Source organism: Shewanella aestuarii, from assembly GCF_011765625.1.
Taxonomy (GTDB): Bacteria; Pseudomonadota; Gammaproteobacteria; order Enterobacterales; family Shewanellaceae; genus Shewanella; species Shewanella aestuarii_A.
Map to the genome: position 1 here is coordinate 2,343,758 of NZ_CP050313.1, position 27,000 is coordinate 2,370,757.

Consider the following 27,000-nt stretch of genomic DNA (forward strand, 5'->3'; position numbering starts at 1 on the left):
AACAGCCCCTTTAAATACCAATTTTATGAGATAACTGAACAGATAAGCATAGAAAAATACGTGATAACAAGGCTAATTTTACCAATAAGCCGTTACTACAATAAAACATCTCATGCCGTTAACCAGTGTGTCACAAGCTAAAATGAGCAGCTATTTATGACGATTGGTAAAATATAAACGCTATTAATAAGGCCTGATAAACAGGCCTTATTAATAATTTATGTATGCAATAACGTTAGCAAATAATTATTTGTTACCGCCACACTTGCCTTCGCCACACTTACCTTCTTTCATTTTGTCAGCTGACTTCTTCATGTCGCCGCCACACTTGCCTTCGCCGCACTTACCTTCTTTCATTTTGTCGGCTGACTTTTTCATGTCGCCGCCACATTTACCTTCACCACATTTGCCTTCTTTCATTTTGTCAGCGGCCTTTTTCATGTCGCCGCCACATTTACCTTCACCGCACTTGCCCTCGCCGCACTTGCCTTCTTTCATCTTATCAGCTGACTTTTTCATGTCGCCGCCACATTTACCCTCACCACACTTACCTTCACCACACTTACCTTCACCACCATCTAATTGGTAACCTTGAGTGAGTTGCTCAAAACCAAATGGATTTGCCTGCGCTTCAGTCGCAAAGCCAGCACTCATGACAACAGCACCTAGTGCAACGGCAACAGTAGTTTGCTTAATTGAGTTCATATTCTTCTTCCTTTAATTGACTTAATTTTTTGAATGATGACCAACATCATTGCTGGCTTGCTATAAAAGACCCTGTTAATACTAAAATAATTTCAAAAAATGTGAAACTTTTTACATTAGATCAATCCTTTTACATTTAGTTTCTGATAGGAATTATTTCAGTATCATAATCATAGAGCATAAGCCCATGGTTTCAATGAATTTTTTCATTTAATACCGTAAGGCGGTTAACAAAGACTGGCAACACACAATAAAGCGGTTAGAATAGCGACCTTTTACTAAGTTTGGGGAAAGCTGTGAGACTTGTTTTAGCTCCTATGGAAGGTGTAGTTGATGATTTAATGCGTGATATTCTATCCACCATAAATCCATTTGATTTAGTGGTAACGGAATTCGTCCGCGTAGTTGATCAACTGCTCCCAGAAAAAGTCTATTACAAACTATGCCCTGAACTTAAAAACAATGGCTTAACGCCATCTGGCACGCCCGTTCGAGTACAATTGCTTGGTCAAGAACCCGCATGGATGGCAGAAAATGCCATAAGAGCGATTGAACTAGGCTCACGTGGTGTTGATGCTAATTTTGGTTGCCCCGCTAAAATAGTGAATAAAAGCAAAGGTGGAGCTGTACTTTTACAATATCCTGAAAATATTCACAATATTGTCAAAGCAATGCGTCAAGCTGTGCCAGTAGAACAACCGGTAACGGCTAAAATTCGTTTAGGCTATGAAGACAAATCTTTGTTTATGGAAAACGCCCTAGCAATCTATGAAGCAGGCGCAACAGAGATAGCCATTCATGCCCGTAGCAAAGTGGACGGATATAAACCGCCCGCCTATTGGGAATACATCACAGAAGTTCGAAAGCGTTTGCCTATTCCTGTTATTGCTAATGGTGAAATTTGGTCTGAAGCCGACGCCAAACGCTGCATGGAAGTCACGGGTTGCGATAATATTATGATTGGTCGCGGCGCTATTTCATTACCTAACTTAGGTGCAAGCATCAAAAATGGTGATGAGCCATACACTTGGCAGCAAACATTAGATTTATTACTCGCCTACACAGATAAGCAACTCAATGGCCGTAAAGCCGATTATTTGCCTGCTAGGATCAAGCAATGGTTCACTTATTTAAACCGTCAATATCCAGAAGCAGATGAATTATTTAGAGAGCTTAGAGTATATAAAACCACTGATGAAATAATCTCTGTTCTAAAAAAAGCGCAGCAAGCGTTATAAGATTACTGAAAATAAGCATTAATGGTTCGGTCACAATCGCAGAGATAATTAATAAAAATTAATTATCTCTCAGAATATTCAAGCAAATATCCCCTTCAGACTTGATCTCAGTCATATTCTATTTTGCTAAAGCTCGTAAAATAGCTTATCTACAGTAATCATCGAAAATAAGGCTATCAGGTGAATCAACAGGACACTCGAGCGCGTTTGTCACAAATTGAACAACAACTAAGAGAAGACTTAGCTGTCGAGCTTTTAGAGCATCAATTTAATGACGAACAACTCAGCTGTATTCAAAAAATGGACTTATCCAATCTTATTGATTACATGAGTGAAATCAAACATGCTGGTAGTTGCCTATTTGAAAAATTAATGCGACTTGATGCTGCATATTGCCAGCTTGAACTCGGATTATATGGTTTATGTTCTGATTGTGAGTCTGATATAGAGCCTCAACGACTATCTGCCGATCCAACTGAACAACGCTGTCATATTTGTGCAATACGCTATAAGAATGAGCACCGCCACGAACTTCGTTTAAATCATTAGTCAACTTATAGATAGAGCAACTATGACGGATTGACTAAAAATCGTATTTTTATTGCAGCTAAAATTATGTGCTGTTAGATATTGTTTTATATTTCCATTCCCTACTAATAGTCGTGCATGTAAATTACCAAAGATTTGATCCTTTAACATTTCAAGCTTCATTCAACTGTAGCGAGCATTCACAATAAATAACATTAGATGATATTTTGCTAGTCAAAGTGCAAGTTTTCTAGAAGATTTTAAGCCAAAAAAAACCTCCGCAAGCGGAGGTTTTTGGGTCTCTAGGGAGGAGAACTTATTTTAGAACTTTTGGGTATATGTCGCAGTATAAGTTCTTCCATATAAATTATATAAAGAAGAATCATAAGCTAAATTTGAATCCAAAACAGGATCTTCATTAGTCAAATTACGAACACCTACACTAAACTTTCCATTCCAAGAAGCTGTATAGTTATAAGCAACATCAAATGTAGTTTGAGAAGAAATACTGCCAACTTTCTTGAACGTTGTAGGATCAACTGTTTCTGCTTGACCATCAATATATTGAGTTAATATTGAAGCATTATGATCGCCATAACTCCAATCGATACCCCATGTGAAACGGAATTCAGGTAAACCATTTCGACCCACCTTGTCATTTACTGGTCCATCGAAATACTCTTCATCATTGAAGGCGATCACATAAGTCAAATCAAATGTTGAACCGAACTCACCAACGGAAGTTTCTAATCCTCTATAAGTAAGATTAAAATCAATACCAGATGTGTCAAAACCATTACCATTTACCAAAGGAGTAGTTGCTTCTAACACTTTGCCATCATATGTGTCACCAGCTCTGATAATTTCACCACGACTTAAATTTCCATATCCAACATTAGCTTCTTCTTTTAGTAATGAATCTAATGACACGAAAGTGATAACATCATCGATGGTTAAATTATAATACTCAATCTTTGTACTCAAATTATCAGTAATATCCCAAACGAAACCTAGATTATAAAAGTCTGATGTTTCAGCCTTCAAATCAGGATTAGCAGTACGGGTTACATCATATTGTGCAGCCTTACAGTCAACAGGTGAAGTACCTTGTAGCTCACAATAATGATAATCTGTAGCATAATCTGCACTGAAAGATTCTGCAGCATACAAATCAGATAAAGCTGGTGCTCTAAATCCTTGTCCCCATGACGCTCTAATTACAACACCGTCAATTACGTTATAACGTAAAGCAACTTTAGGTGTAGTCGCAGAGCCAAAATCAGAATAATCATCATAACGTAACGCTAAATTGAATTCTAAATTATCCGTTACAGGAATAATTGACTCCCCGAATACAGCAAAGACATCACGGTCACCTGAAGAACCATTACCTGATGAACCAATAACTTCACCTGCGGAAGATTCTGCATCTACTTCAGAAGTATATTTATATTGAGCATATTCAGCGCCAAAATACCATCCAATCATACCCGCGGGTAAATCAACTGCTTCAAAGTTAACACCAGCATTCACACTTTGAAATTCCATAATATCTTGTGCTAGCGTGTTGTGACTTATAGCTGCAACCACTTCAGCACTGTTCCCTTCAGGACCAAAGTTAAAATCGCCAGATTTAACAAGAGCCTCTACAGTTGGACGATGAACATAGCCTTTACCATAATTACTGTTTTCAGCTAAATTATAATGATATGTTAAATCCCACCCTAGACTATCATGTTCACCCACCAGACCAACTTGAATGTCAGTGCTATAGTCAATGGTTGTTGAATCACGAGTACCAACATCAGTAAAACGATAATATGTTCTACCGGCATTTTGGTTTTTACTCGTACCTAAATAATTCCCATCTTTATCATAATTTTGAATATCTATTTGGCCTGCATCCACATTGAACCAGCCGGCAGCTGGAGCAAAACGTCCAAATGTTTCATTTCTACTGAAAAGGCCTTGACCTACGAATTGGACTTCATCAGATAATTGATAATCTGCATTTATATATCCCGCAGTGTATGAACGAGCTGCATGGTCTGCGGCTTCAGATGTATAATCATAACCGCAAACAAAATCTCCACCACCAAAATCATATATATGGCCACCGCCAACCATTTTATCATTATCACATGCAGCCATAGGACTGAACTGGAATGTGGTCATATCTAAGAAGTTACGTGCGTATACAGAAATGCCTGTAGTATCATCGTAATTAGGTGCAAGTACATTTGTCGAGCTTGTAAACCAACGGTCGCGTTGATAAATAATTTCACGATCTTGATGTTCAAAAGAAAAGCTGACACTACCTTTATCACTGCTTGTGCCACCTATTACATGCGTTTTCCACTCTTCACCGCCCTCTTGCTCAGGACTTGTTTTAGTTGCAGAGACCTCAAATCCTTCGTATCCCTTCTTGGTGATAATGTTCACAACACCAGCGACTGCGTCAGAACCATAAACTGCAGATGCACCATCAGTTAATACTTCGATACGATCAATTGCAGCCGTAGGGATAGTGTTTAAATTAACAGCAGTTCCTCCCATAGTTGGAGAACCAGGCATACGCTTACCATTCAATAAAACTAATGTTCTATCAGCTCCAGCGCCACGCAAAGAAATATTAGCTTGACTCTGCCAAGTACTACCAGAAGATTCAGAAAACGATCCAAAAGTATTTAGATTAGAACGACGTAGTACATCGGCTACTGACATCTCACCAGTTTTCTCTATTGCTGAAGCATCAATAGTCGTAATTGGCGAAGAGCCTTCTAAATCTGTTCGCTTAATACGTGAACCAGTTACTTCAATACGTTCAACCTTTTGAACTTCTTCATCAGCTGCTATAGCAGATGTTGAAATAAAAGCACTAGATGCAACAGCTGTTGCCGCAACAGCCAATAGGCTGCGACGAATGGCTTGCGCCGTTAATGATACAGAACTCATAACCTTCTCCCTTGGCGTTAAATTATATAACGCAATGTTTTTTATTGTTTTAATGGTTAAGCAACCGTTAACCACCTGTAACCGATACTGTTAAAACTATGGTTAACGGTCAACGCGAATATCAACAAAACAGACATATAGCAAAACATTGATACAAGTTGGATAGGAAGTACAACAAAAAAGATAATAATCACTTAAGAAACAGATAGATAACAAAGGTAACAGCTAAAAGATAAATTACCAAACACAGATACAACTAAATACATTTGGAACTAATAAGTAACAACTGATAAAAGCTGGTTAACGTAAGATTTTCAGGTTATCTAACCTAGTAGACTGTTCTATCAAGTTAGGTTCAAATAAGTAATTTTTATGCCGAGGGTTATTAATTTGTAGGCCATGGTTATTCCCCAAGAATAATCATCATACTGAATACACAAAGTATGAATTATCTACATTGAACTTCGTCAAAAACTAACTTAGGTGTGATTATTTAAATAAAGATAACCAAGCATTTAAATAATGTACTTATCTTATGCAACAGCTAAAAGGGCAATAAAAAAACGCATTTTCCAACTCGACTTTAGTCGTCTATTCGATGCGGGCTGTCCAATGACGGGAACTACAGCTGCTGTTATCTCGCCTAATTATAGAAATGTCATGCGTTAACATTTACGGCAAGTATCTGAAGATGTAACAGCTCAGTGAAATCATGCCTTGGCGGACAAGGTTGACGAAGGTTGCATCAACAAGGTTTGAGTGAAAATTTTGATAACTTAAATATCCTAAACTTCCGACCTATTCGCGAGAGCTGAATCCTATAGAGCAAGTAGGCTAAGGCTTCGTCAGAATGAAACAGCCAATCCAATCATTGCCTTATTGGGATATAATTTGAAATGCTCCATAGCACGAAAAAGATTTATTGCAGAGCCGAAAAAGATAGATGATGCTATTTCGCTCTAGGCGTTGGACAAAATTGACCAATTAATTTGTAACCTTCACTCACATGGACATATTTGCCCAGAATCTTACGTTTATAGTAAGTGGTAATTGCGACATTATGGTGTTGGCAGAACTGATCATTGAGCAGAGATTTTTCAAATAGTCAGATTAACGCTGCGAGGTGTGGTGTGGTGTGGTTCGCTTGACAGTTACCCTGTTACAAAGCTTAGATGATACTTGATAAGCACTATTCGTTATAAAAAATCTAAATGCAAAAAGCCCGTTACGCTAGTAACGGGCTTTTTGACTTTAATTGGCGCCTGGAAATGACCTACTCTCATATGGGCATATTGGCCACACTATCGCTTGTTGCAAAACTTCGATGCTATTTGATAAGCACTATTCGATATGAAAAATCAAAATGCAAAAAAGCCCGTTACGCTAGTAACGGGCTTTTTGGCTTTAAATGGCGCCTGGAAATGACCTACTCTCACATGGGGAGACCCCACACTACCATCGGCGATACTGTGTTTCACTTCTGAGTTCGGAATGGGATCAGGTGGGACCACAGCTCTATGGTTTCCAGACAAATTTGTCTATTTAACGCCTTGGCATTAAATAATAATTCGGAAAGCTGATTTGAGTTCACACTGCTTAAGTGCTTTATCCTAATACTAAGTATCAGTACGACCTCCACGGAAGGAGGAAGTGCTTTAAACGTCTGGAACGTTTTAAGTAAAACCCATCTGGGTTGTATGGTTAAGCCTCACGAGTCATTAGTACATGTTAGCTCAACGCCTCACAACGCTTACACACCATGCCTATCAACGTCCTAGTCTCGAACGGCTCTTTAGAGGTCTTAAAGACCTAGGGATGACTCATCTTAGGGCTCGCTTCCCGCTTAGATGCTTTCAGCGGTTATCGATTCCGAACGTAGCTACCGGGCAATGCTATTGGCATAACAACCCGAACACCAGCGGTTCGTCCACTCCGGTCCTCTCGTACTAGGAGCAGCTCCCTTCAATCATCCAACGCCCACGGCAGATAGGGACCGAACTGTCTCACGACGTTCTGAACCCAGCTCGCGTACCACTTTAAATGGCGAACAGCCATACCCTTGGGACCGACTTCAGCCCCAGGATGTGATGAGCCGACATCGAGGTGCCAAACACCGCCGTCGATATGAACTCTTGGGCGGTATCAGCCTGTTATCCCCGGAGTACCTTTTATCCGTTGAGCGATGGCCCTTCCATTCAGAACCACCGGATCACTATGACCTACTTTCGTACCTGCTCGACGTGTATGTCTCGCAGTTAAGCTGGCTTATGCCATTGCACTAACCGTACGATGTCCGACCGTACTTAGCCAACCTTCGTGCTCCTCCGTTACTCTTTGGGAGGAGACCGCCCCAGTCAAACTACCCACCAGGCACTGTCCTCAACCCCGATTAGGGGCCAGAGTTAGAACATCAACACTACAAGGGTGGTATTTCAAGGACGACTCCACACAAACTAGCGTTCATGCTTCAAAGTCTCCCACCTATCCTACACATGTAGGGTCAATGTTCAGTGCCAAGCTATAGTAAAGGTTCACGGGGTCTTTCCGTCTAGCCGCGGGTATACGGCATCTTCACCGCAATTTCAACTTCACTGAGTCTCGGCTGGAGACAGCGTGGCCATCATTACGCCATTCGTGCAGGTCGGAACTTACCCGACAAGGAATTTCGCTACCTTAGGACCGTTATAGTTACGGCCGCCGTTTACCGGGGCTTCGATCATGAGCTTCTCTTGCGATAACCCAATCAATTAACCTTCCGGCACCGGGCAGGCGTCACACCGTATACGTCATCTTGCGATTTTGCACAGTGCTGTGTTTTTGATAAACAGTTGCAGCCACCTGGTATCTGCGACTCCCAGCAGCTTAGAGAGCAAGTCTCATCACCACCAGGAGCGTACCTTCTCCCGAAGTTACGGTACCATTTTGCCTAGTTCCTTCAGCCGAGTTCTCTCAAGCGCCTTGGTATTCTCTACCCGACCACCTGTGTCGGTTTGGGGTACGATTCCCGCTAACCTGAAGCTTAGAAGATTTTCCTGGAAGCATGGCATCAACTACTTCATCACCTTAGTGACTCGTCATCAGCTCTCAGCGTTATGTGTTCCCGGATTTGCCTAAGAACACCGCCTACTACCTTAAACGCGGACTACCAACGCCGCGCTAGCCTAGCCTTCTCCGTCTCTCCATCGCAGTTAGCGGAAGTACAGAAATATTAATCTGTTTCCCATCGATTACGCCTTTCGGCCTCACCTTAGGGGTCGACTCACCCTGCCCCGATTAACGTTGGACAGGAACCCTTGGTCTTTCGGCGAGGGAGTTTTTCACTCCCTTTATCGTTACTCATGTCAGCATTCGCACTTCTGATACCTCCAGCGTGGGTTACCCCTTCACCTTCAACGGCTTACAGAACGCTCCTCTACCGCTTGCACCTAAGTGCAAACCCGTAGCTTCGGTGTATTGCTTAGCCCCGTTACATCTTCCGCGCAGGCCGACTCGACTAGTGAGCTATTACGCTTTCTTTAAATGATGGCTGCTTCTAAGCCAACATCCTAGCTGTCTAAGCCTTCCCACATCGTTTCCCACTTAGCAATAACTTTGGGACCTTAGCTGACGGTCTGGGTTGTTTCCCTTTTGACGACGGACGTTAGCACCCGCCGTCTGTCTCCCGAGTAGTACTCATTGGTATTCGGAGTTTGCAAAGGGTTGGTAAGTCGGGATGACCCCTAGCCTTAACAGTGCTCTACCCCCAATGGTATTCGCTCGAGGCGCTACCTAAATAGCTTTCGAGGAGAACCAGATATCTCCCGGTTTGATTGGCCTTTCACCCCCAGCCACAAGTCATCCGCTCATTTTTCAACATAAGTCGGTTCGGTCCTCCAGTTGATGTTACTCAACCTTCAACCTGCCCATGGCTAGATCACCGGGTTTCGGGTCTACGCCTTGCAACTAAACGCGCAGTTAACACTCGGTTTCCCTACGGCTCCGCTATTCGCTTAACCTCGCTACAAAACGTAAGTCGCTGACCCATTATACAAAAGGTACGCAGTCACGGTCTCAAGAACCGCTCCCACTGCTTGTACGTATACGGTTTCAGGTTCTATTTCACTCCCCTCACAGGGGTTCTTTTCGCCTTTCCCTCACGGTACTGGTTCACTATCGGTCAGTCAGGAGTATTTAGCCTTGGAGGATGGTCCCCCCATATTCAAACAGGATATCACGTGTCCCGCCTTACTCGTTTTCATCAATGGTTAGTTTTCGTGTACGGGGCTATCACCCTGTGCCGCTGTGCTTTCCAACACATTCCACTAACACCCCACTGACTTAAGGGCTAATCCCCGTTCGCTCGCCGCTACTAGGGGAATCTCGGTTGATTTCTTTTCCTCCGGGTACTTAGATGTTTCAGTTCCCCGGGTTTGCCTCCTACAGCTATGTATTCACTGCAGGATAGTTGCTTATGCAACTGGGTTTCCCCATTCGGACATCGTTAGCTCAAATGCTTGTTACTAGCTCGCCAACGCTTTTCGCAAGTTACTACGTCCTTCATCGCCTCTGACTGCCAAGGCATCCACCGTATACGCTTAGTCACTTAACCATACAACCCAAATGAGTTTCACTTGAGCTGTATTGCAACTAGCTGGTTTTTACTTTGATAATTCATGCACTTTCGCACACGAAATCGCCTTAGTTTTAGAATATTCAAGACACTTAAACAGTGTTTTGAGAACTCAATGTTTAATACTTATCGTATTAAACGATTTGTAAGTAATCACATGACAGACTCATGTAATTAAATACTATCAGCTTTCCAAATTGTTAAAGAACGGGCTTAAAAAAGCCAAAGATAAATTTCTCATTTATCTTTGGCATCTCTATCCATATACAGTGTAAATGGTGGAGCTATGCGGGATCGAACCGCAGACCTCCTGCGTGCAAGGCAGGCGCTCTCCCAGCTGAGCTATAGCCCCATTTACATGCAGTTGAGAATTACGTTTACGTTATTACCAAATCATTTCTAATCAAGGCGGTTGATGACGACATTTAGTTTACTAAACGACTTATCAGCCAACGCAGAATAGGAAAGATTTTGGTGGGTCAGAGTGGACTTGAACCACCGACCTCACCCTTATCAGGGGTGCGCTCTAACCAGCTGAGCTACAGACCCAACGTAATTTCTCTTTTCTTCTATCAAGTAATCTGTGTGAACACTCAGCAAATATTGAGTTAGTCGTATAGGTAAGGAGGTGATCCAGCCCCAGGTTCCCCTAGGGCTACCTTGTTACGACTTCACCCCAGTCATGAACCACAAAGTGGTGAGCGTTCTCCCGAAGGTTAAACTACCCACTTCTTTTGCAGCCCACTCCCATGGTGTGACGGGCGGTGTGTACAAGGCCCGGGAACGTATTCACCGTAGCATTCTGATCTACGATTACTAGCGATTCCGACTTCATGGAGTCGAGTTGCAGACTCCAATCCGGACTACGACGAGCTTTGTGAGATTAGCTCCACCTCGCGGCTTTGCAACCCTCTGTACTCGCCATTGTAGCACGTGTGTAGCCCTACTCGTAAGGGCCATGATGACTTGACGTCGTCCCCACCTTCCTCCGGTTTATCACCGGCAGTCTCCCTAAAGTTCCCACCATTACGTGCTGGCAAATAAGGATAGGGGTTGCGCTCGTTGCGGGACTTAACCCAACATTTCACAACACGAGCTGACGACAGCCATGCAGCACCTGTCTCAGAGTTCCCGAAGGCACCAATCCATCTCTGGAAAGTTCTCTGGATGTCAAGAGTAGGTAAGGTTCTTCGCGTTGCATCGAATTAAACCACATGCTCCACCGCTTGTGCGGGCCCCCGTCAATTCATTTGAGTTTTAACCTTGCGGCCGTACTCCCCAGGCGGTCTACTTAATGCGTTAGCTTGAGAGCCCAGTGTTCAAGACACCAAACTCCGAGTAGACATCGTTTACGGCGTGGACTACCAGGGTATCTAATCCTGTTTGCTCCCCACGCTTTCGTGCATGAGCGTCAGTCTTTGTCCAGGGGGCCGCCTTCGCCACCGGTATTCCTTCAGATCTCTACGCATTTCACCGCTACACCTGAAATTCTACCCCCCTCTACAAGACTCTAGTTACTCAGTTCCAAATGCAATTCCCAGGTTGAGCCCGGGGCTTTCACATCTGGCTTAAATAACCGCCTGCGCACGCTTTACGCCCAGTAATTCCGATTAACGCTCGGACCCTCCGTATTACCGCGGCTGCTGGCACGGAGTTAGCCGGTCCTTCTTCTGTAGGTAACGTCACAGCTAACAAGTATTAATTGCTAACCTTTCCTCCCTACTGAAAGTGCTTTACAACCCGAAGGCCTTCTTCACACACGCGGCATGGCTGCATCAGGCTTTCGCCCATTGTGCAATATTCCCCACTGCTGCCTCCCGTAGGAGTCTGGGCCGTGTCTCAGTCCCAGTGTGGCTGATCATCCTCTCAGAACAGCTAGGGATCGTCGCCTTGGTGAGCCATTACCTCACCAACTAGCTAATCCCACCTAGGTTCATCCAATCGCGGAAGGCCCGAAGGTCCCCTCCTTTCCCCCGTAGGGCGTATGCGGTATTAGCAGTCGTTTCCAACTGTTATCCCCCTCGACTGGGCAGATCCCTAGGCATTACTCACCCGTCCGCCGCTCGCCGGCAAAGATAGCAAGCTATCTTCCCGCTGCCGCTCGACTTGCATGTGTTAGGCCTGCCGCCAGCGTTCAATCTGAGCCATGATCAAACTCTTCAATTAAAAGTTTTTTCGAACTAAGTTCGACTCAATGAATTCTACTGTCATGCGCTAACTCTATTTAAAGAGTTAACTTGTCTAGTATGAACATTCTATTGAGATTTAAATTTTTGATTGCTTCCTAAGAAGCAATTTCGAATAACTCAATACCTGTGAATGTCCACACAGATTACTTGATAAATTGTTAAAGAGCGTTGACCGTTTCAACCGGTCAGGGCTGCGTATTTTACGCATTCCCGTTGTGGCGTCAAGTGTTTTTTCAAACTTTCTTTTCGCCTTAATTTGATTGCCTATTTGCTAATCAAATCAAGCTGGCTCGGTGTTGGCTATTGCTGTCTGCCGTGTCAGTGGATGCGCATTATAGGCAGATAAGATTTTAGCGCAACCCCTGTTTTAGCCTTTTTTCACTTTTGGCAATCAAGTGGCTACAAATCAATCACTATGGTTTTTTATTCAACTTAATGGGTACATTTGAGCTACAAATCTAACTTTATAAACCTTGTTTTATAGCGTCAGGGACATCGGCAATACTGTCTACGACGATTGAAGCTTCATTTATAGCCGCATCGTCCACCACTTTACCACTGCGTACTAAAATGCTTTTACCAATACCTGCGGCTTTAGCTGCACGCATGTCATCAGCTTTATCACCGACCATGACCGAATTGGTTAAATCAATTTTTAAGAATTTTGCAGCCGTTAACATCATCCCGGGTTTAGGCTTGCGACAATCACAATCTTGTTTATATTCTCCCAAGCCTTTTTCTGGATGATGAGGACAGTAATAGATGCCATCTAATTCAACACCTTTGTCGGCAAAGTTCCAATCCATCCATTCTGTAAGTGCATGGAATTGATCTTCAGTATATAAGCCGCGAGCAATTCCTGACTGGTTGGTTACGACGACAAGTTTGTAACCCATTGCCTTCAATGCTAAACACGCATCAAAAACGCCTTCTATATATTCGAAGTCATCAGTTTGATAAACGTAACCGTGATCTTTGTTGATTACACCATCTCTATCGAGAAAAACCGCTTTATTCACTTAAACCGCTCCAATTATTTTTATCCGACTAATTATCACATCGTCTACTCATTTGAGCCAGTATATAAGGATAAATTTCAGCATAATGTATAGGTTTCACTTTATTAAGCAGCCGTGAAGGGTTAACCTTGGTCGGTTATTTCGCTAAAAATTATAAAGTTCATGAGTAATATACCTCCTATCATTCACAAAACACGAACTCAGCTTGTGGTTGAGGCATTGAGAGAACGGATCCTTTCTGGTGATATAAAAGGTGGCGAGCCATTACGACAATCGGCAATTGCCGAACAATTGAATGTGAGTCGCATTCCGGTTCGAGAAGCTTTGGTACAGTTAGAAGCGGAAGGTTTAGTTAAATTCGAACCTCATAAAGGTGCAACTGCAACCGTGTTATCAGTTGAACAAGTAACCGAGTTATTCGAACTTAGGGCGATGATAGAATCGGATCTCCTTGCTAAAGCAATACCTAATCTACAAGCATCGGATTTATCAGAAGCTGAGTCAGTACTTGAAGCGTTAGAAACCGCTTTTAAACGTAAAGATTCCGTTGCTAGTTGGAGTGTACTTAATACTCAGTTTCATACTTGCTTATATAAAGCAGCCAATCGGCCACATACTCTTGAAGTAGTAAATGGTCTTAATACCAATTGTGACCGATATATCCGTTTACAACTGCTTTTAACTGGGGGGATCCCAACAGCAGAACGTGAACATCGGGTTTTACTCGAATTATGCAAAAGCCAAGATATTGATAAAGCAACCTTATTATTGCGTGAGCATATTTTGCACGCAGCTGATGCCATTAAGAAATTGGTTATCCAGCAATTAAATTAGAGCTAGGTTCTTTCATCACTTTTGACCCATTTTTATTTTATTAAGAGACGTTTTTATGCAGTACGCACATATCACAGGTTGGGGAAAAGCTGTCCCACCATTAACATTGACGAATGATGATCTTGCCACCTTTATGGAAACCTCTGATGAGTGGATCAAATCACGCACAGGGATAAGCAAGCGCAACATTAGCCATGTTAATACTTCTGAACTTGCCACTGTTGCGGCTAAACATGCGTTAGCCGCCGCTGGAATTGAAGGTAAAGACTTAGACTTGATCATTCTTGCAACGGCAAGCCCTGATACCTTAATTCCTAACATTGCATCAACGGTTCAAGCTGAAATTGGTGCCACTTGTGGGGCATTTGATATCAATGCAGCATGTAGTGGTTTTTTATATGGTATTGGTTTAGCCAGTTCAATGATCAAAAGTGGGCAAAATAAAAAGATATTAGTAGTAGGTGCTGAGCGCCTGTCATTCTATTTAGATTGGTCTCGACGTGAAACTGCCGTACTATTTGGTGATGGTGCGGGTGCTGTTATTTTAGAAGCAAGCGAGCAAGAAGGTGGCGTACTGGGCTATGAGCTAAATAATGACCCTGATGCCCGCGATATTTTAAAATCAAGTTTTGGTAGTCAAATGAATCGATTTGATACCAGCTCGTTAGATTTTTATATTCAATTTAATGGTCAAGAGATCTTTAAACGCGCGATTCAAGGTATGGGCTCATTAAGCACCAAAGTGCTTGAGAAGTGTAATGTAAGTAAAGATGACGTCGATTGGGTTATTCCTCATCAAGCCAACGAGCGTATTATTGATACATTAGTCAGCCGAATGAAGATTCCAAAAGAGAAAGCCATTGTTAACATTGAAAACTATGGCAATACCTCTGCGGCAACTATCCCTATCGCTATTTGTGATGCGCTAGATAAAGGATTAATCAAACCTGGACAAACCATTCTATCTTGTGCGTTTGGTGCAGGATTAACCTCAGCAGCGTTATTGCTAAAATGGGGGGAACGTGTCACACCGATTAATACTAGTGATGCAAAAGTACCTGCTTGCGAGCAAACGGTACTGGAGTTAATTAAGCCTGCTGTTGATTATTTCTTTAACAAGGCACAGCAAGACGGTCGATAACTCACCATGCCACGATATACATCAAGCCAGTCTTATGACTGGCTTTTTATTTTGCTACGTTCACCAATTCATGACACTTAATAGTATTTATGCCCCCCATTGCAGATAACTGGGCCAGCAATAACTCCGCGCATGCGATGGCATCTATCAGGGCATTATGCGCTGCATAAATCGGTAAGTGATAACGCTCTCTGCTTTGTCCTAATCGAAGACATCCCTCGATTAATTGACCATGCTGATGCAGATATCGTTTACGTTCAATCGCCAAGGTATCAATAAAAGGTAACATGACAGCTTGGCCAAAAACCGACGCTAGGTTATTTTGTAAAAATGCAATATCTAATGGTGCGTGATGGGCAACTAATATATGACCTTGCGTTTGCTTTAAAAACCATGCCATCGCTTGCTCAATAGTTAATGCATCTGCTAACTGATTATCGACAATCCCATGAACCGTAGCACTGTGACCAACACTCCCTTCAATGCCAATCATGACGTGCCTCGCTTGATTTAACGGCAAACTACCCTGATAGATTGGAATTAGGCCAATGCTGATGATTTGATCTAGTTTAGGATCGAGACCTGTCATCTCTAGATCAACGGCCATTAATTTTGTTTGCGCAATGGGCAGATTAAATTGCGAAGTTAAGGCGTTGAGATAATCTTGATATAAGCTATTTTTAGTTACTAGCGAGTCGAACCACAACCGTCCCTTTAACCATAAATGATTAACCACTAAAAGCTCCGCATAAATTTCAGTTTTAAACCAGATTGTGCATCATGAACAACTTTAAACGCATCTCGTAACTGATGGCGTAACAGCGATGACAAATCTTGTGGTTTCAAAAAATTACTCACTGATAAGTTATTTGTTGCTTGGTATCCTTGATTTGCTAAACGCATATGCGCAATAAATTCATGGGCATCAGCCAAGTTCAAGGCATCTTTTCGGTTCATAATATTTCTGTCAATCAATGCACGGATCCGCTTGGCAGTATTGACCTCTTTGATGCCCGCACTTAATGCATATACTCTGGCAATATCATTAATTAACGCACTCCCTTTATGCTTTAAGTCCATCCCTTTTACTTCTGTGCCATCACGCTCTAACACAAATTTTCTAAAAAAGCCTAAAGGCGGTGATTGCTGTAATGAATTACCAGCCATACCCGCTAAAAAAATATCATTATCCTTTGTTCGAGATAGCACCGAATCTTGTAGCTCATCAAATAATGATTGTGGGCCAAAAACAGCTCGCATATCAAAAAAAATGCTGGCATGCATTAATGCTTTAGGATCAGGGCTTACAATCCATTTTTCAAACAATTTTTGCCACTGACTTAGTGAGACTCGCCATTTTGGATTTTGCGCCATGATATCGCCCGGACAATAAACGTATCCGCATTGATCTAAACCTTTGCAAACCGCATGAGAAAGCTTTTCAAAATATGCTGCGGCATACTCGTCTGGCTCATGGGCCAGTAGTATGCCATTGTCTTGATCTGAGCAAGCAACTTGATCTTGTCGACCTTGAGAGCCAAAAGCTAACCAACAAAATGCCATCGGTGGTTTACCCAATAACTGTTGATTTAGCACGATTAATCGTCTAGTTAGTGCATCGGTTACCGATGTGAGAATCCGGCCTATTTCTTCAGCTCTCGCGTCGGCACTGATTAAATTTTGCAGTAATAGCGGAATTTGTTTACTAACATGGATAAGCTTTTCAATGGTGTCTTGACGATCAATTTCACCGATTAACAATAAAGGTTGTGAACTTTGCGAGCGCAAAATATCTGTACTGGTGATCATCCCTTTTGTTTGACCATCTTCAACCACAGGCAAATGATGAATATTATGTTCGCTCATCATCAGCATCGTTTCAAAAACTAACGCATTAGGTAAGACAGTTTTAGGATGATGCGTCATGACTTTTTCTACTAAAGTTTCTCCATCTAAACCTTCTGCTAATACTCTGTTGCGTAAATCTCTATCAGTCAAAATACCCACTAATTGTTTATTTCGCTGAACCAATACCGATGAGACCCGATTATCACGCATCAACTTTGCAGCTTGCTTAACAATGGCATTAGCTTCCAAACAAATAGGATTGCTCGACATCATGCTAGTAATGCGGCTCGTTGTGGTTAAATCTTTTGCCTTAAACTTTTGCTCATTACGAAGTCGCTGAGCAAATGCCCGAGTGAAAAAAGTGTCAAATTGTCTGCTAGATGCTCTTAGCGTACTAAATATCGTTTGCGGAATATGATAAACCAAACCATCTTCTAAGATAGCAACCTTATTAACAACTTTCTCTCCTGACAGAAGCGTTGAAAACCCAAAACATTCTCCTTCTGCAACTCTATCTACTAATACACCATGTGGATCACGCACTTCAAATGCACCACTTCTCACTAGGTATAATTTAGGATTAACCGAATCAAACTCTACAAATGCCTGCGCCTTAGAATAATAACCAATATTGATTTCACGAGCACATTGAGCAATTAACTCTGGTGTCAATATATCAAAGGGCGCATGGGTTTGAAGAAACTGTTCTATAGGTTGTAGTTCACTGGCATTCATCGCATGTTCCTAAATCCATTTTCTTCAATATAACGCTTGCTTTAGATCTTTTGCTATAAGACCAAAGCCCAAACCGATTAAAATAAGCGAAAAAAAGAGCGCCTAAGCGCTCTTAAAAAGGTGGGAATTTTTAATTAATGGTCGTGCGCTTCACCAGCTCCTTGAGGGAAACGAATTGACTCAACCATATCCACTACATCTTGTGGTACTGCGGCCGTTACCTTACTAACCACAAATGCCACAACAAAGTTAATGATCATACCAAGCATACCAATGCCCTCCGGCGAAATACCAAAGAACCAATTATCAGCATTATTAGCACCAACATTGATAAACTTAAAGTAAACAATATAACTGGCTGTAAACAGTAAACCAACGATCATGCCTGATATAGCACCTTCTTTATTAATCGTTCTTGAGAAGATCCCCATGACAATAGCAGGAAATAATGAAGCTGCAGCGAGTCCGAATGCAATTGCGACAACCGCGGCAACAAACCCAGGAGGATTAATGCCAAAGTAACCCGCCATCACTATACCTAACGCGGCAGCAATACGCGCAAACATCAGTTCTTTCTTATCGGAAATATCAGGCATGAAGTTTTTCTTAAGTAAATCATGCGAAACTGAAGTTGAAATAACCAGTAATAATCCTGCTGAAGTTGATAGTGCAGCAGCCAAACCACCTGCGGCAACTAATGCAATAACCCATGCTGGAAGATTAGCAATTTCAGGGGTAGCAAGAACCATGATATCGCGGTCAATGGTCATTTCATTTTCAGCGCCTTTAGCGTAGTAAATGTTACCATCGTTATTTTTGTCATCCCATTTGATTAAACCTGTTTTTTCCCAGTTTTTAATCCACTCGGGTGCTGTTTCATAAGCCACACCGGTTGACTCTGGTCCATTGATGGTTTCAATCATATTGACTCGAGAAAACGCAGCTAAAGCAGGAATAGTAGTATACATAATTGCAATGAAAACTAATGCCCAACCAGCAGAAACTCGTGCATCTTTTACTTTAGGGACGGTAAAGAAACGCACAATCACGTGAGGTAAACCTGCAGTACCGAACATTAATGCACCAGTAATAAAGAACACATCAATCATGCCTTTAGAACCTTCGGTATACTGAGAGAAGCCAAGCTCAGCAGATAATCCGTCTAGTTTATCAAGTAGATAAACCCCAGTTCCATTACCCGCTGCATCAATCAATTCAGCCCCAAAACCAATTTGTGGGAAAATATGCCCAGTCATCATAACTGAGATAAAGATGGCTGGCACCATGAATGCAAAAATCAAAACACAATATTGAGCAACTTGAGTATAAGTAATACCTTTCATGCCGCCTAATACCGCGTAGAAGAACACAACGGCCATACCAATATATACACCCGTGTCGACTTCAACTTCTAAGAAGCGCGAGAACACCACTCCCACACCACGCATTTGGCCAGCAATGTAGGTAAAACAAATGAAAATGGCACAGATAACCGCCACTGTACGTGCAGTTTGTGAATAATAACGATCACCAATAAAATCGGGGACAGTAAATTTACCAAACTTACGTAAATAAGGGGCCATACATAACGCTAGTAGTACATAACCTCCCGTCCAGCCCATTAAATAAACAGATCCATCATACCCAACAAACGAGACGATACCCGCAAGTGAGATAAATGATGCGGCTGACATCCAATCTGCTGCCGTCGCCATACCATTAACCACAGGGTGAACGCCACCACCTGCTACATAAAACTCTTTCGTTGACCCCGCACGCGACCAAATCGCGATGCCGATATAAAGCGCAAATGTCGCGCCTACAATTAAATACGTTAGTGTTTGAACATCCATTTCAGTGCCCCTTAGTCTTCATGAACATTGTATTTTTTGTCTAAGGCATTTGCTTTTGCCACATAAACAAAAATCAGCGCCACGAATACATACATTGCACCCTGTTGCGCAAACCAAAAGCCTAATTTGAATCCCATAAAGGTAAACTCATTAAGCACGTCTACTAATAAAATACCGCAGCCAAAAGATACTGCAGCCCATATTGCTAGCAGTACAAGTACCAAGCGTAAATTCTCGCTCCAATACCCTGCTGCCTTTTCGTTATTTTCAAAAGCCATTGCGACTCCCCTGTGGTAGTTTTTGTAAAGTCATTGTTAATCTAGCAACTCACAGGGGTTCGACAATCAAGACCTTAGTCTAACGAACTGTAAACCGATTTTAACAAGAGATAGATAAAGCATTTAAAAACAACAAATTAAACAATCCCGTGTATCGTTAAAGTAAAATCATTTGACGAATAACTTAGACCAAGGTCTTAATGAAATGGATCGACAGAAACGTTAGAGAGGCACAATCCTGTGTAAAAGCAAACACACCTACTGATAAAGGATTCAACCTAGGCATGCCAAGATTGAAATAAATTGTTAATAACTTGAGATAAGTCGATAAGCCAGTTACTATTTTTTTATCGTAATATTGAAGGAAATATCATTGAAAGTTCCCTTAGCAAATCCCAATAATTTGATGTTTTCTCTACTATTGGGTGTGGTGGCGTTAATTATTAATTGTTATCCCATTCCTTTTTTTGCCAACGTCCAATTTATTCTTGGTAATACATTAACGGTTATTTCATCTATTTTGTTTGGTCCTTGGTATGCCTTACTCACCTCAATATTGGCATCAACTGGATTAGTGATTGTTTGGGATAGTTTTCATGTCTACATTATTTTTGGATTAGAAGCGCTATTCCTTGGATTTTGCAGGCGCAGAGATATATATGCTTTATATGGCAGTGTAATCTTTTGGTTGGTGTTCGGCATGCCGGCATTTTATTTGTTGGGCAATCTGTTTTTTGATTTACCTAATAATCACCTGCCATTTGTGACATTAAAACAAGCTATCAACAGCATGATTTACACCAGTATTGCGTCATTATTAGTGTTATCCATTCCCAAATTATGGCGGTTTAAGGGAAGAATTAAAGACAAGCAGCGTCGCTCATTAAGTAAACAGGTAACATATTTTATTACTTTAATGATTACTTTGTCGTTATTACTATCAGCACTGCTTTTTAATTTTTACTTTCTAGAACGTCAACAACAACTAGTGAAAGTTAATCAAAATGAAACGGTAAGGCATATTGCTTATGCCGGTGAGACATATCTTGAAAATCATATCAAAGTCATTGAAAATGCAGCTTACTTGTTTACGATCACCAATGATTCGCCCACAAGTTCACAAGCATTTTTAAGTAATTTACATAGAAACTATCCGAGTTTTATTAGTATGCTCATGACTAATGAAAAAGGTAATTTTATTGCGCTATCACCACTATCAAAATTTCAAAATCCCGATGAGTTTAAACTCAACAATAATGTCAAAGATAGAGATTACTTTATTGAATCTTTCTACAATCTGCGCGTTTATGTTTCATCAGTTTTCGTTGGTCGAGGTTTTGGAAATGATGCTATTGTTGCAATGAGTGCCCCCTACTTCGACAAAACCGATCATACAAAAGCACTTGGAATTATTGAAGGTTCACTAGATTTAAATTATTTTGACAAAATTGATTATGATTTTGAAGGCATGCGTAATCAATCCATTGTCTTAACAGACGAAAAAAATAACATTATTTATGCTTCCAACCAATTAAACCTCAAAGTCATGACACCATTTCATTATGCATTGTATAAAGGGAGGTATCAGACCACATTAGATTTAATCAATATCAACAATACTGATTCATCGACACCAGAATATATTTATGCCAAAAGCGAATTAAGCAACGGCTGGAAACTTTATATTGTTGAGCCATTTACACCTTTATTGAAAATCGCTGAAAACCAAATGTTAAATAGCTTTGCAATGCTGTTGGTTGCTTTGCTACTGACCTTTTATATCTCCAACAAAATTAGTCAACTTCTCAGCATTCCGCTCGAAATGATCGCTAATCAATTCAGTCAGCTAGCTCAAAGTTCAACTAAACACCAACTATTAGATGACAACGCCCCGAGAGAAGTATATAGCCTTTATGAAACCTTATTAGCCAGTAAGCAGCAACTGATTGATCATCAGTTAGAGTTAGAAAACATTGTAGCAATCAGAACAGAAGAGCTGGAAACTGCGAATACAAAGCTTAAAGAATTGGTCGACAGGGATCCACTTACCGCTTTATATAACCGCAGGTATGCAGAGCATAAATTTATCGAAACAAGGGAATTTTGTTTACGAAGCGAACAAGCGATAACGGTTGCAGTGGTTGATCTCGATTTTTTCAAAGCCATCAACGATACCTATGGCCATTTGGCTGGAGATGAATGTTTACGCCAAGTCGCCTCAGTTTTAAAACAACACTTTAAGCGAGATATAGATATCATCTCCCGTTATGGCGGTGAAGAATTTATGCTTATTTTACCTATGTCTAACGCACTCAATATTGAGCACCATTTGAATGAATTTAGGCTAAAACTCAATCAAATATTGATTTCAATTCCTAATGGGTCACAACAATTGACCCTAACCTGCAGTATTGGGGCAATTATTGCCAATGCTAATTACCATCATGACCTAGACCGCTGGATAAAAATTGCAGATGACAACTTGTATCAAGCCAAAGCTCAAGGGCGAAATAGAACGATTCTTACTATCATCAGTCCTGAGACTGAGTCATAAAACCATCCATTCTGTCTAACATGTAGGGATAAAACGGATTCCACTTCTGGCGTAACATATTAGAGGCTGACATAGAAAATAAGCCTCTTTCAGCCTGATAAATGGCTAAACCTATTTGAACAGTATCAAGATTATCTTGCCTTATTGGCCCATACAAAGTGTCTTCAATGGGAAATGGAATCGCTATATGAGACAAGGAAAACACGCCTTCAGGCCAACTTGTTGCTAATGATAAAGGCGCTTGCTTATCACCAATGCCAAGCTCTCTTGCCTGAACACCGGTGTTTTGCATGTCAACACTTTCAACTAAGGTTAACCGATAATCTAGCAAATCATTAGCCCAAAAGGGTTCAAACTGAGTTAATGGATCATCGTTTAACAATAGGCGATGGCTTTGGGTACGATTAAAATCAAACATAACCAATTCATGCTGTTCACCATCCAAATACTGATATAAGTTCTCTACCACTGCTAAAGATGAGACAGTGCTATCTATGACAGATTGAAACGTGAGCATTGGCGGCAATTTATTACGCTGCTCTTGTGTTATTTGTGACATTAATAACTTGTTTCTAAGAGTTAATTGATAAACCACATCTCCGGCATTCACTGCAAAAGACATATATTTGAATGGATCATATTCTGTTTCAATACTATTCCAATAAAGTTTTTCTTGCCCCAATAATCTCCCCAACATAGATTGCCAATAGGCACCTTGTGCCATTGGAGTTAAGCCTGCTGCGGGTGACATAAAAATCATCTTGTCGTAACTTGTTGCTTTATTTATGCTCAAGGCTTCTAACTCATGATTTAAAGCTAAGGCTGCTCCGGTAGAAAAACCAACCACATATAAAGGCTTATCTTTTAACTGGCTTTTCAAATGTGCGGTCGCTAACGTCACTGCGCCAGCCAAATCAGGCCAAGTAATGTCATTTAACCCAGCAGGAATCGTACCATGACCTGGTAAACGCAAACCCAGGATATGCGCCTGATGTTGATAATGCTGGGCAATATGAGACAAGGAATAAGGTGAGTCCGACATGCCATGTAATAACAATAAACCAAACTCAGCATCAGGATTAGGCCATTCAAACGAGCGATTCCAATCTGTCGGCCATAAAGCTGGATCGGACAAGCTCTGACGCTCGTATCGATTAATTGGTGAAGCAATGTCAGCACGGTACTTCTGATAAACTTTTTTATCGAGTTCCTTAAATAGTTTCGCTTCAAGATCTAAATATTCAGTAAAACTTCTTAACCCAAGCTGCTGATTATATTCGTTTTTAAACTTTACAGTATGCCACAATGACAATTCTGGCCTTGAGTTTAATAACCATACCACTGAAATAATTAACGCCAACACAATGCCTAATGCAGCATAAAAAAGCGCAAACAAAATATGTTTAGTTGAGCCAATTACAATCGAGTTCATAGTTTACCGTTTGTGTTGTTTTATTAGGGCCTATTCATCTAGTCAAGCAGACGTCTTGAATGTTAACCTGCTCGAAATATCTTTATAATAACATCCACAATATCAACACTTTTTTGTGTTCACAATGTTAAAGACTGACTAATGCCATCATTACCTATTATCAATTTAACTTCCGTTCAATTTATTGGTCATCAATCACCTGAAGTGATTTTTTATCTCCCCAATGCCCCCATATTAACCCATGACTGGCAAGCTGATGATCTAGGCTCTGTTGATAAGTTAATTGCAGATAATGGTAACCATTGGCGCAAAATCATTGTTATTGCTAGCAAATTAGTGGCTATTAATTTATCGAACTGGCGAGAAATTAAACCTAACCTATTATCCAGCTCCATCCGAAATACCTCAGGTCATCTAAAATGCGCCTTGGCAATTGTGCCCTCGCCGAGTGACAATCATCCACTGTCGACAAATCTAAATAGTTATCACAATGATAAAAATAATCCTCAGGTTTGGCATATTATCTGTGGATTAGAAACACTTAAACGCTTAGGTTTGCAATCACAGCAGTTTGACAATAAAGTATCGCTTAACCAGCAACAATCGCTTTATTATCAAGAAAAGCTGATGTTTACCCCTTACCTTGATTACCGACAGTTTCCCAACAACTTGATTGAGCTAGCAAGAGATATCATTCATGCTACCCAATGCCAAAAAGGATAACCAATCAGCAGTTATCCTTTTTTAGCGTTTGAATTATCCCACCTGTGGTTAATCGTAGATGGTAGGGATCGCTTTACGCTTATGTTGAGTTCGTTGATAAATGGAAATCAACTTGGCTTCAACACTTTCAGGCACAGGCTTACCTTCTAAAAAGTCATCGATTTGATCATAAGTTAACCCTAACGCCACCTCATCTTCTAATTGAGGTTGATTGTCTTCTAAATCAGCAGTAGGCGCTTTTTTGACAAGTAATTCTGGCGCGCCTAAATAAGCAGCCAACTGACGAACTTGGCGCTTACACAACCCAAATAATGGTGCTAAATCGCAAGCGCCATCACCAAACTTGGTATAAAATCCGGTAATATTTTCAGCACTGTGATCGGTGCCGACAACCAATCCACCGACCATGCCTGCAATTTCATATTGGGCAACCATTCGCATTCTGGCTTTAACGTTACCTTTCACAAAATCCACTTTGCTTTCATCTGGCAAACTAAGACCCGCATCGGCCAAACCTGATAATGTTGCTTGATGAACGCCCATTACACCATCGGCGATATTCACCGTCACTTGCTTACTCGGTTGGATAAACTGACACGCTAATTGCGCTTCATCTTCATCTTTTTGGACTTGATACGGCAGGCGCACCGCAATGAATTGATAGGGTTTCGTCGTATCCTCTTGGTTTAAGCTGTCTACCGCAAGTTGGCATAAGCGCCCTGTTAATGATGAGTCCACTCCACCACTAATACCTAATACTAAAGAATGACAATGTGCCTCTTTGAGCTTGGCTTTAATAAATGCTACCCGTCTTTGCACTTCAAACTCAGGTTCTATCGCCTTAAGTACGTGCATCTCTCGTAAGATTTGTCCTTTCACACCTAGCTCCCATTATTTAAGTCTCTGACGCTATTCTATAAAAAATTCAGCAAAAAAAAACGATAATGACTAGTCATTATCGTTTTTATTTTCACATCAAATTTTTCAGGAGTTTATCTTTCCCAATATGACTCTTCTAAACTGTCTTCTCGCTCAGGTAAACCTCGTGACAGCCGTGGACTATGTTGAGCTAATACTTCGTAAGCAACCCGATTAGCGTATTTGCACACTTGTGAAAATGACGAGTAACATAAACCATCACGCTTATGCTTACTTGAACCAGGAACGTTTGTTTTATGGAAAGTATTAGCCGATAAGTCATGTAATAATGCCGACAGAGCGCCATCGCCCGCACCATTTGTATTACGTATATAATCAGGACCACCCATATAAGGTGCAATATGCGCGTAGACTTTGATTGGTGTTTCACAATCTTGTTTTAACATAGGGCGAGAAAATTCATAGCGATTAAATTCTGGAATGGCCCCTGGCAATAAAGTGTGGCTGGTTTCCCGCTTAAGGCTGTCTTCAGCATATCCCGCAGTATACAAGCCGATTGGGCCTGCAGTGGTAAGCACCATGTCACACCATTCTAATGCCGCCTCGCTGGCTAATAATGGGTCTTTAAAACCGGTTAACGCTTCACCTTCATCTTCATTCATCGCCAAAATAGTCACATGCTCACGTATGAAATTTTGCCACCAAATTGGGTCTTCTTGAATTAAAAAGCGCGTTCCTAAAGTCAGTACTACCGGCACCTCTGCTGCTTTTGCGTACTCAATCGCCTGCATTGCGGCACTTGTCATGCCATCGCCTTCACTGGCGCGCATTAAATAAGCCGTAATAACTAGCGCAGAGCTGCCTTGTACTACATCTTTGTTAATATAGTGCGGCGTCAATTTGTCCATTGAGCCCTTACTAATAGCAAAAGTGCGCTCGCCGTCAGCTGAGATCAGCGTAAAACAACGTCCGATAGGGCCATCAACAGGCTGCAAGTAATTTAAGTCGACTTTTGAAGAAGTGTTACACAAATAGCGGTATGCGTAACTACCCACCATGATGTTTTGACTCATTACCCCAAAAAGTACCGAGCGATCATCAGCCAAAATCGAATAGTTATGTACTGTATTACCTATGGTGCCACCAGCAAACTCATCGCTGATCATTTCATTTGATTTAAGCTCATTGTATAAAGCATGTGCTTGATCATCATTAATTAAGGTCGAATTTCCTTTAGGAAGCCCATAACGCTCAAGTAATTCCTCAGCCACTTTAGCTTCAATATCAACTAAGGTTTGATCAACACCACAAATATAAGTAGACACCGCCTGTGGCTGTTGGGTTAGCTGAGCTAACAAGGGATCGCGGTTACTGACCGGAAAATAATGCTTCGACTTACGTTGACCTGGAAACTTCATAATAAATTCTCATGAATTGGCATCCGTGCAATAAATTAACGATACTGATTAAAAGCGTCTTA

The 27,000-nt window shown here is 41.3% G+C and carries 16 protein-coding genes, 2 tRNA genes and 3 rRNA genes; 6 read left to right on the plus strand and 15 right to left on the minus strand.

Annotated features, from left to right (window positions below):
- Window positions 1-246 precede the first annotated feature (246 nt).
- Entirely contained in the window at window positions 247-705 is a 459-nt protein-coding gene (locus HBH39_RS10480; RefSeq protein ID WP_167678040.1) for an HvfA family oxazolone/thioamide-modified RiPP metallophore, read from the minus strand.
- A 296-nt stretch (window positions 706-1,001) separates the two neighbouring features.
- Here HBH39_RS10480 and HBH39_RS10485 point away from each other — a divergent pair, with 296 nt between their 5' ends.
- Both HBH39_RS10485 and HBH39_RS10490 read left to right on the plus strand, forming a co-directional pair.
- Entirely contained in the window at window positions 1,002-1,943 is a 942-nt protein-coding gene (locus tag HBH39_RS10485; RefSeq protein WP_167678042.1) for a tRNA-dihydrouridine synthase, read from the plus strand.
- 180 nt (window positions 1,944-2,123) lie between these two features.
- Window positions 2,124-2,492 carry a TraR/DksA C4-type zinc finger protein gene (locus HBH39_RS10490; RefSeq protein WP_167678044.1) on the plus strand — a complete coding sequence of 123 codons (369 nt, stop codon included), beginning with the start codon at window positions 2,124-2,126 and terminating at the stop codon, window positions 2,490-2,492.
- 300 nt (window positions 2,493-2,792) lie between these two features.
- Here the strand turns inward: HBH39_RS10490 and HBH39_RS10495 are convergent, their stop codons facing one another.
- The 7 genes from HBH39_RS10495 to gmhB all read right to left on the minus strand — a co-directional run bounded on the left by HBH39_RS10495 (window position 2,793) and on the right by gmhB (window position 13,243).
- Window positions 2,793-5,426 (minus strand): TonB-dependent receptor plug domain-containing protein, encoded by a 2,634-nt coding sequence (locus HBH39_RS10495; RefSeq protein WP_167678046.1) that lies wholly within the window; start codon window positions 5,424-5,426, stop codon window positions 2,793-2,795.
- Between the two features lie 1,413 nt (window positions 5,427-6,839).
- Window positions 6,840-6,955: ribosomal RNA gene (rrf, locus tag HBH39_RS10500) — 5S ribosomal RNA — on the minus strand.
- Window positions 6,956-7,123: 168 nt separating this feature from the next.
- A 23S ribosomal RNA gene (locus HBH39_RS10505) occupies window positions 7,124-10,014 on the minus strand.
- A gap of 297 nt (window positions 10,015-10,311) precedes the next feature.
- Window positions 10,312-10,387 (minus strand) — tRNA-Ala (locus HBH39_RS10510).
- Window positions 10,388-10,507: 120 nt separating this feature from the next.
- A tRNA-Ile gene (locus HBH39_RS10515) sits at window positions 10,508-10,584 on the minus strand.
- A 72-nt stretch (window positions 10,585-10,656) separates the two neighbouring features.
- Window positions 10,657-12,201, minus strand: a 16S ribosomal RNA gene (locus tag HBH39_RS10520).
- The 16S, 23S and 5S rRNA genes sit together here with 2 tRNA genes alongside, the layout of an rRNA operon.
- A 487-nt stretch (window positions 12,202-12,688) precedes the next feature.
- A complete protein-coding gene (gmhB, locus tag HBH39_RS10525) occupies window positions 12,689-13,243 on the minus strand; it encodes a D-glycero-beta-D-manno-heptose 1,7-bisphosphate 7-phosphatase (protein ID WP_167678048.1) in 555 nt (184 codons plus the stop codon).
- Between the two features lie 162 nt (window positions 13,244-13,405).
- On the opposite strand from gmhB, the gene HBH39_RS10530 reads away from it, so the two are divergent.
- Window positions 13,406-14,077: a GntR family transcriptional regulator gene (locus HBH39_RS10530; RefSeq protein ID WP_167678050.1), complete on the plus strand. Its 672-nt coding sequence runs from the start codon at window positions 13,406-13,408 to the stop codon at window positions 14,075-14,077.
- Between the two features lie 55 nt (window positions 14,078-14,132).
- Complete coding sequence (locus tag HBH39_RS10535) at window positions 14,133-15,218, plus strand: ketoacyl-ACP synthase III (protein WP_167678052.1); 1,086 nt, start codon at window positions 14,133-14,135, stop codon at window positions 15,216-15,218.
- A 46-nt stretch (window positions 15,219-15,264) separates the two neighbouring features.
- Here the strand turns inward: HBH39_RS10535 and HBH39_RS10540 are convergent, their stop codons facing one another.
- The 4 genes from HBH39_RS10540 to HBH39_RS10555 form a co-directional block, all read right to left on the minus strand.
- Complete coding sequence (locus tag HBH39_RS10540) at window positions 15,265-15,954, minus strand: exonuclease domain-containing protein (RefSeq protein WP_167678054.1); 690 nt, start codon at window positions 15,952-15,954, stop codon at window positions 15,265-15,267.
- Entirely contained in the window at window positions 15,954-17,801 is a 1,848-nt protein-coding gene (locus HBH39_RS10545) for a DUF294 nucleotidyltransferase-like domain-containing protein (RefSeq protein ID WP_167678056.1), read from the minus strand. Before HBH39_RS10545 ends, HBH39_RS10540 begins: the two co-directional genes overlap by 1 nt.
- A 134-nt stretch (window positions 17,802-17,935) precedes the next feature.
- Entirely contained in the window at window positions 17,936-19,654 is a 1,719-nt protein-coding gene (locus HBH39_RS10550; protein ID WP_167678058.1) for a sodium:solute symporter family protein, read from the minus strand.
- 11 nt (window positions 19,655-19,665) lie between these two features.
- Window positions 19,666-19,932, minus strand: coding sequence for a DUF4212 domain-containing protein (locus HBH39_RS10555; protein WP_167678060.1), 267 nt, complete (start codon window positions 19,930-19,932; stop codon window positions 19,666-19,668).
- A 373-nt stretch (window positions 19,933-20,305) separates the two neighbouring features.
- Here HBH39_RS10555 and HBH39_RS10560 point away from each other — a divergent pair, with 373 nt between their 5' ends.
- Window positions 20,306-22,486, plus strand: coding sequence for a diguanylate cyclase (locus tag HBH39_RS10560; RefSeq protein ID WP_244325639.1), 2,181 nt, complete (start codon window positions 20,306-20,308; stop codon window positions 22,484-22,486).
- Here HBH39_RS10560 and HBH39_RS10565 read toward each other — a convergent pair.
- A complete protein-coding gene (locus HBH39_RS10565) occupies window positions 22,464-23,918 on the minus strand; it encodes an alpha/beta hydrolase (RefSeq protein WP_167678062.1) in 1,455 nt (484 codons plus the stop codon). The two genes, HBH39_RS10560 and HBH39_RS10565, sit on opposite strands and share 23 nt — an antisense overlap.
- A gap of 141 nt (window positions 23,919-24,059) precedes the next feature.
- Between HBH39_RS10565 and HBH39_RS10570 the strand changes: the two genes are divergently transcribed.
- Window positions 24,060-24,641: a DUF6942 family protein gene (locus tag HBH39_RS10570; protein WP_167678064.1), complete on the plus strand. Its 582-nt coding sequence runs from the start codon at window positions 24,060-24,062 to the stop codon at window positions 24,639-24,641.
- Window positions 24,642-24,689: 48 nt separating this feature from the next.
- Here HBH39_RS10570 and nadE read toward each other — a convergent pair whose 3' ends face one another.
- Window positions 24,690-25,520: an ammonia-dependent NAD(+) synthetase gene (gene nadE / locus HBH39_RS10575; RefSeq protein WP_167678066.1), complete on the minus strand. Its 831-nt coding sequence runs from the start codon at window positions 25,518-25,520 to the stop codon at window positions 24,690-24,692.
- 113 nt (window positions 25,521-25,633) lie between these two features.
- On the minus strand, window positions 25,634-26,938 hold the full coding sequence (locus HBH39_RS10580) for an inosine/guanosine kinase (protein ID WP_167678068.1): 1,305 nt from the start codon (window positions 26,936-26,938) through the stop codon (window positions 25,634-25,636).
- Window positions 26,939-27,000: the final 62 nt, after the last annotated feature.

Excerpts from the sequence above, each read along its gene's own strand:
- HBH39_RS10480 (WP_167678040.1), bottom strand. The coding sequence starts at position 705 with ATGAACTCAATTAAGCAAACTACTGTTGCCGTTGCACTAGGTGCTGTT.
- HBH39_RS10565 (WP_167678062.1), bottom strand. The coding sequence starts at position 23,918 with ATGAACTCGATTGTAATTGGCTCAACTAAACATATTTTGTTTGCGCTT.
- HBH39_RS10530 (WP_167678050.1), top strand. The coding sequence starts at position 13,406 with ATGAGTAATATACCTCCTATCATTCACAAAACACGAACTCAGCTTGTG.
- HBH39_RS10570 (WP_167678064.1), top strand. The coding sequence starts at position 24,060 with ATGCCATCATTACCTATTATCAATTTAACTTCCGTTCAATTTATTGGT.
- HBH39_RS10550 (WP_167678058.1), bottom strand. The coding sequence starts at position 19,654 with ATGGATGTTCAAACACTAACGTATTTAATTGTAGGCGCGACATTTGCG.
- HBH39_RS10495 (WP_167678046.1), bottom strand. The coding sequence starts at position 5,426 with ATGAGTTCTGTATCATTAACGGCGCAAGCCATTCGTCGCAGCCTATTG.
- HBH39_RS10545 (WP_167678056.1), bottom strand. The coding sequence starts at position 17,801 with ATGAATGCCAGTGAACTACAACCTATAGAACAGTTTCTTCAAACCCAT.
- HBH39_RS10535 (WP_167678052.1), top strand. The coding sequence starts at position 14,133 with ATGCAGTACGCACATATCACAGGTTGGGGAAAAGCTGTCCCACCATTA.
- HBH39_RS10555 (WP_167678060.1), bottom strand. The coding sequence starts at position 19,932 with ATGGCTTTTGAAAATAACGAAAAGGCAGCAGGGTATTGGAGCGAGAAT.
- HBH39_RS10580 (WP_167678068.1), bottom strand. The coding sequence starts at position 26,938 with ATGAAGTTTCCAGGTCAACGTAAGTCGAAGCATTATTTTCCGGTCAGT.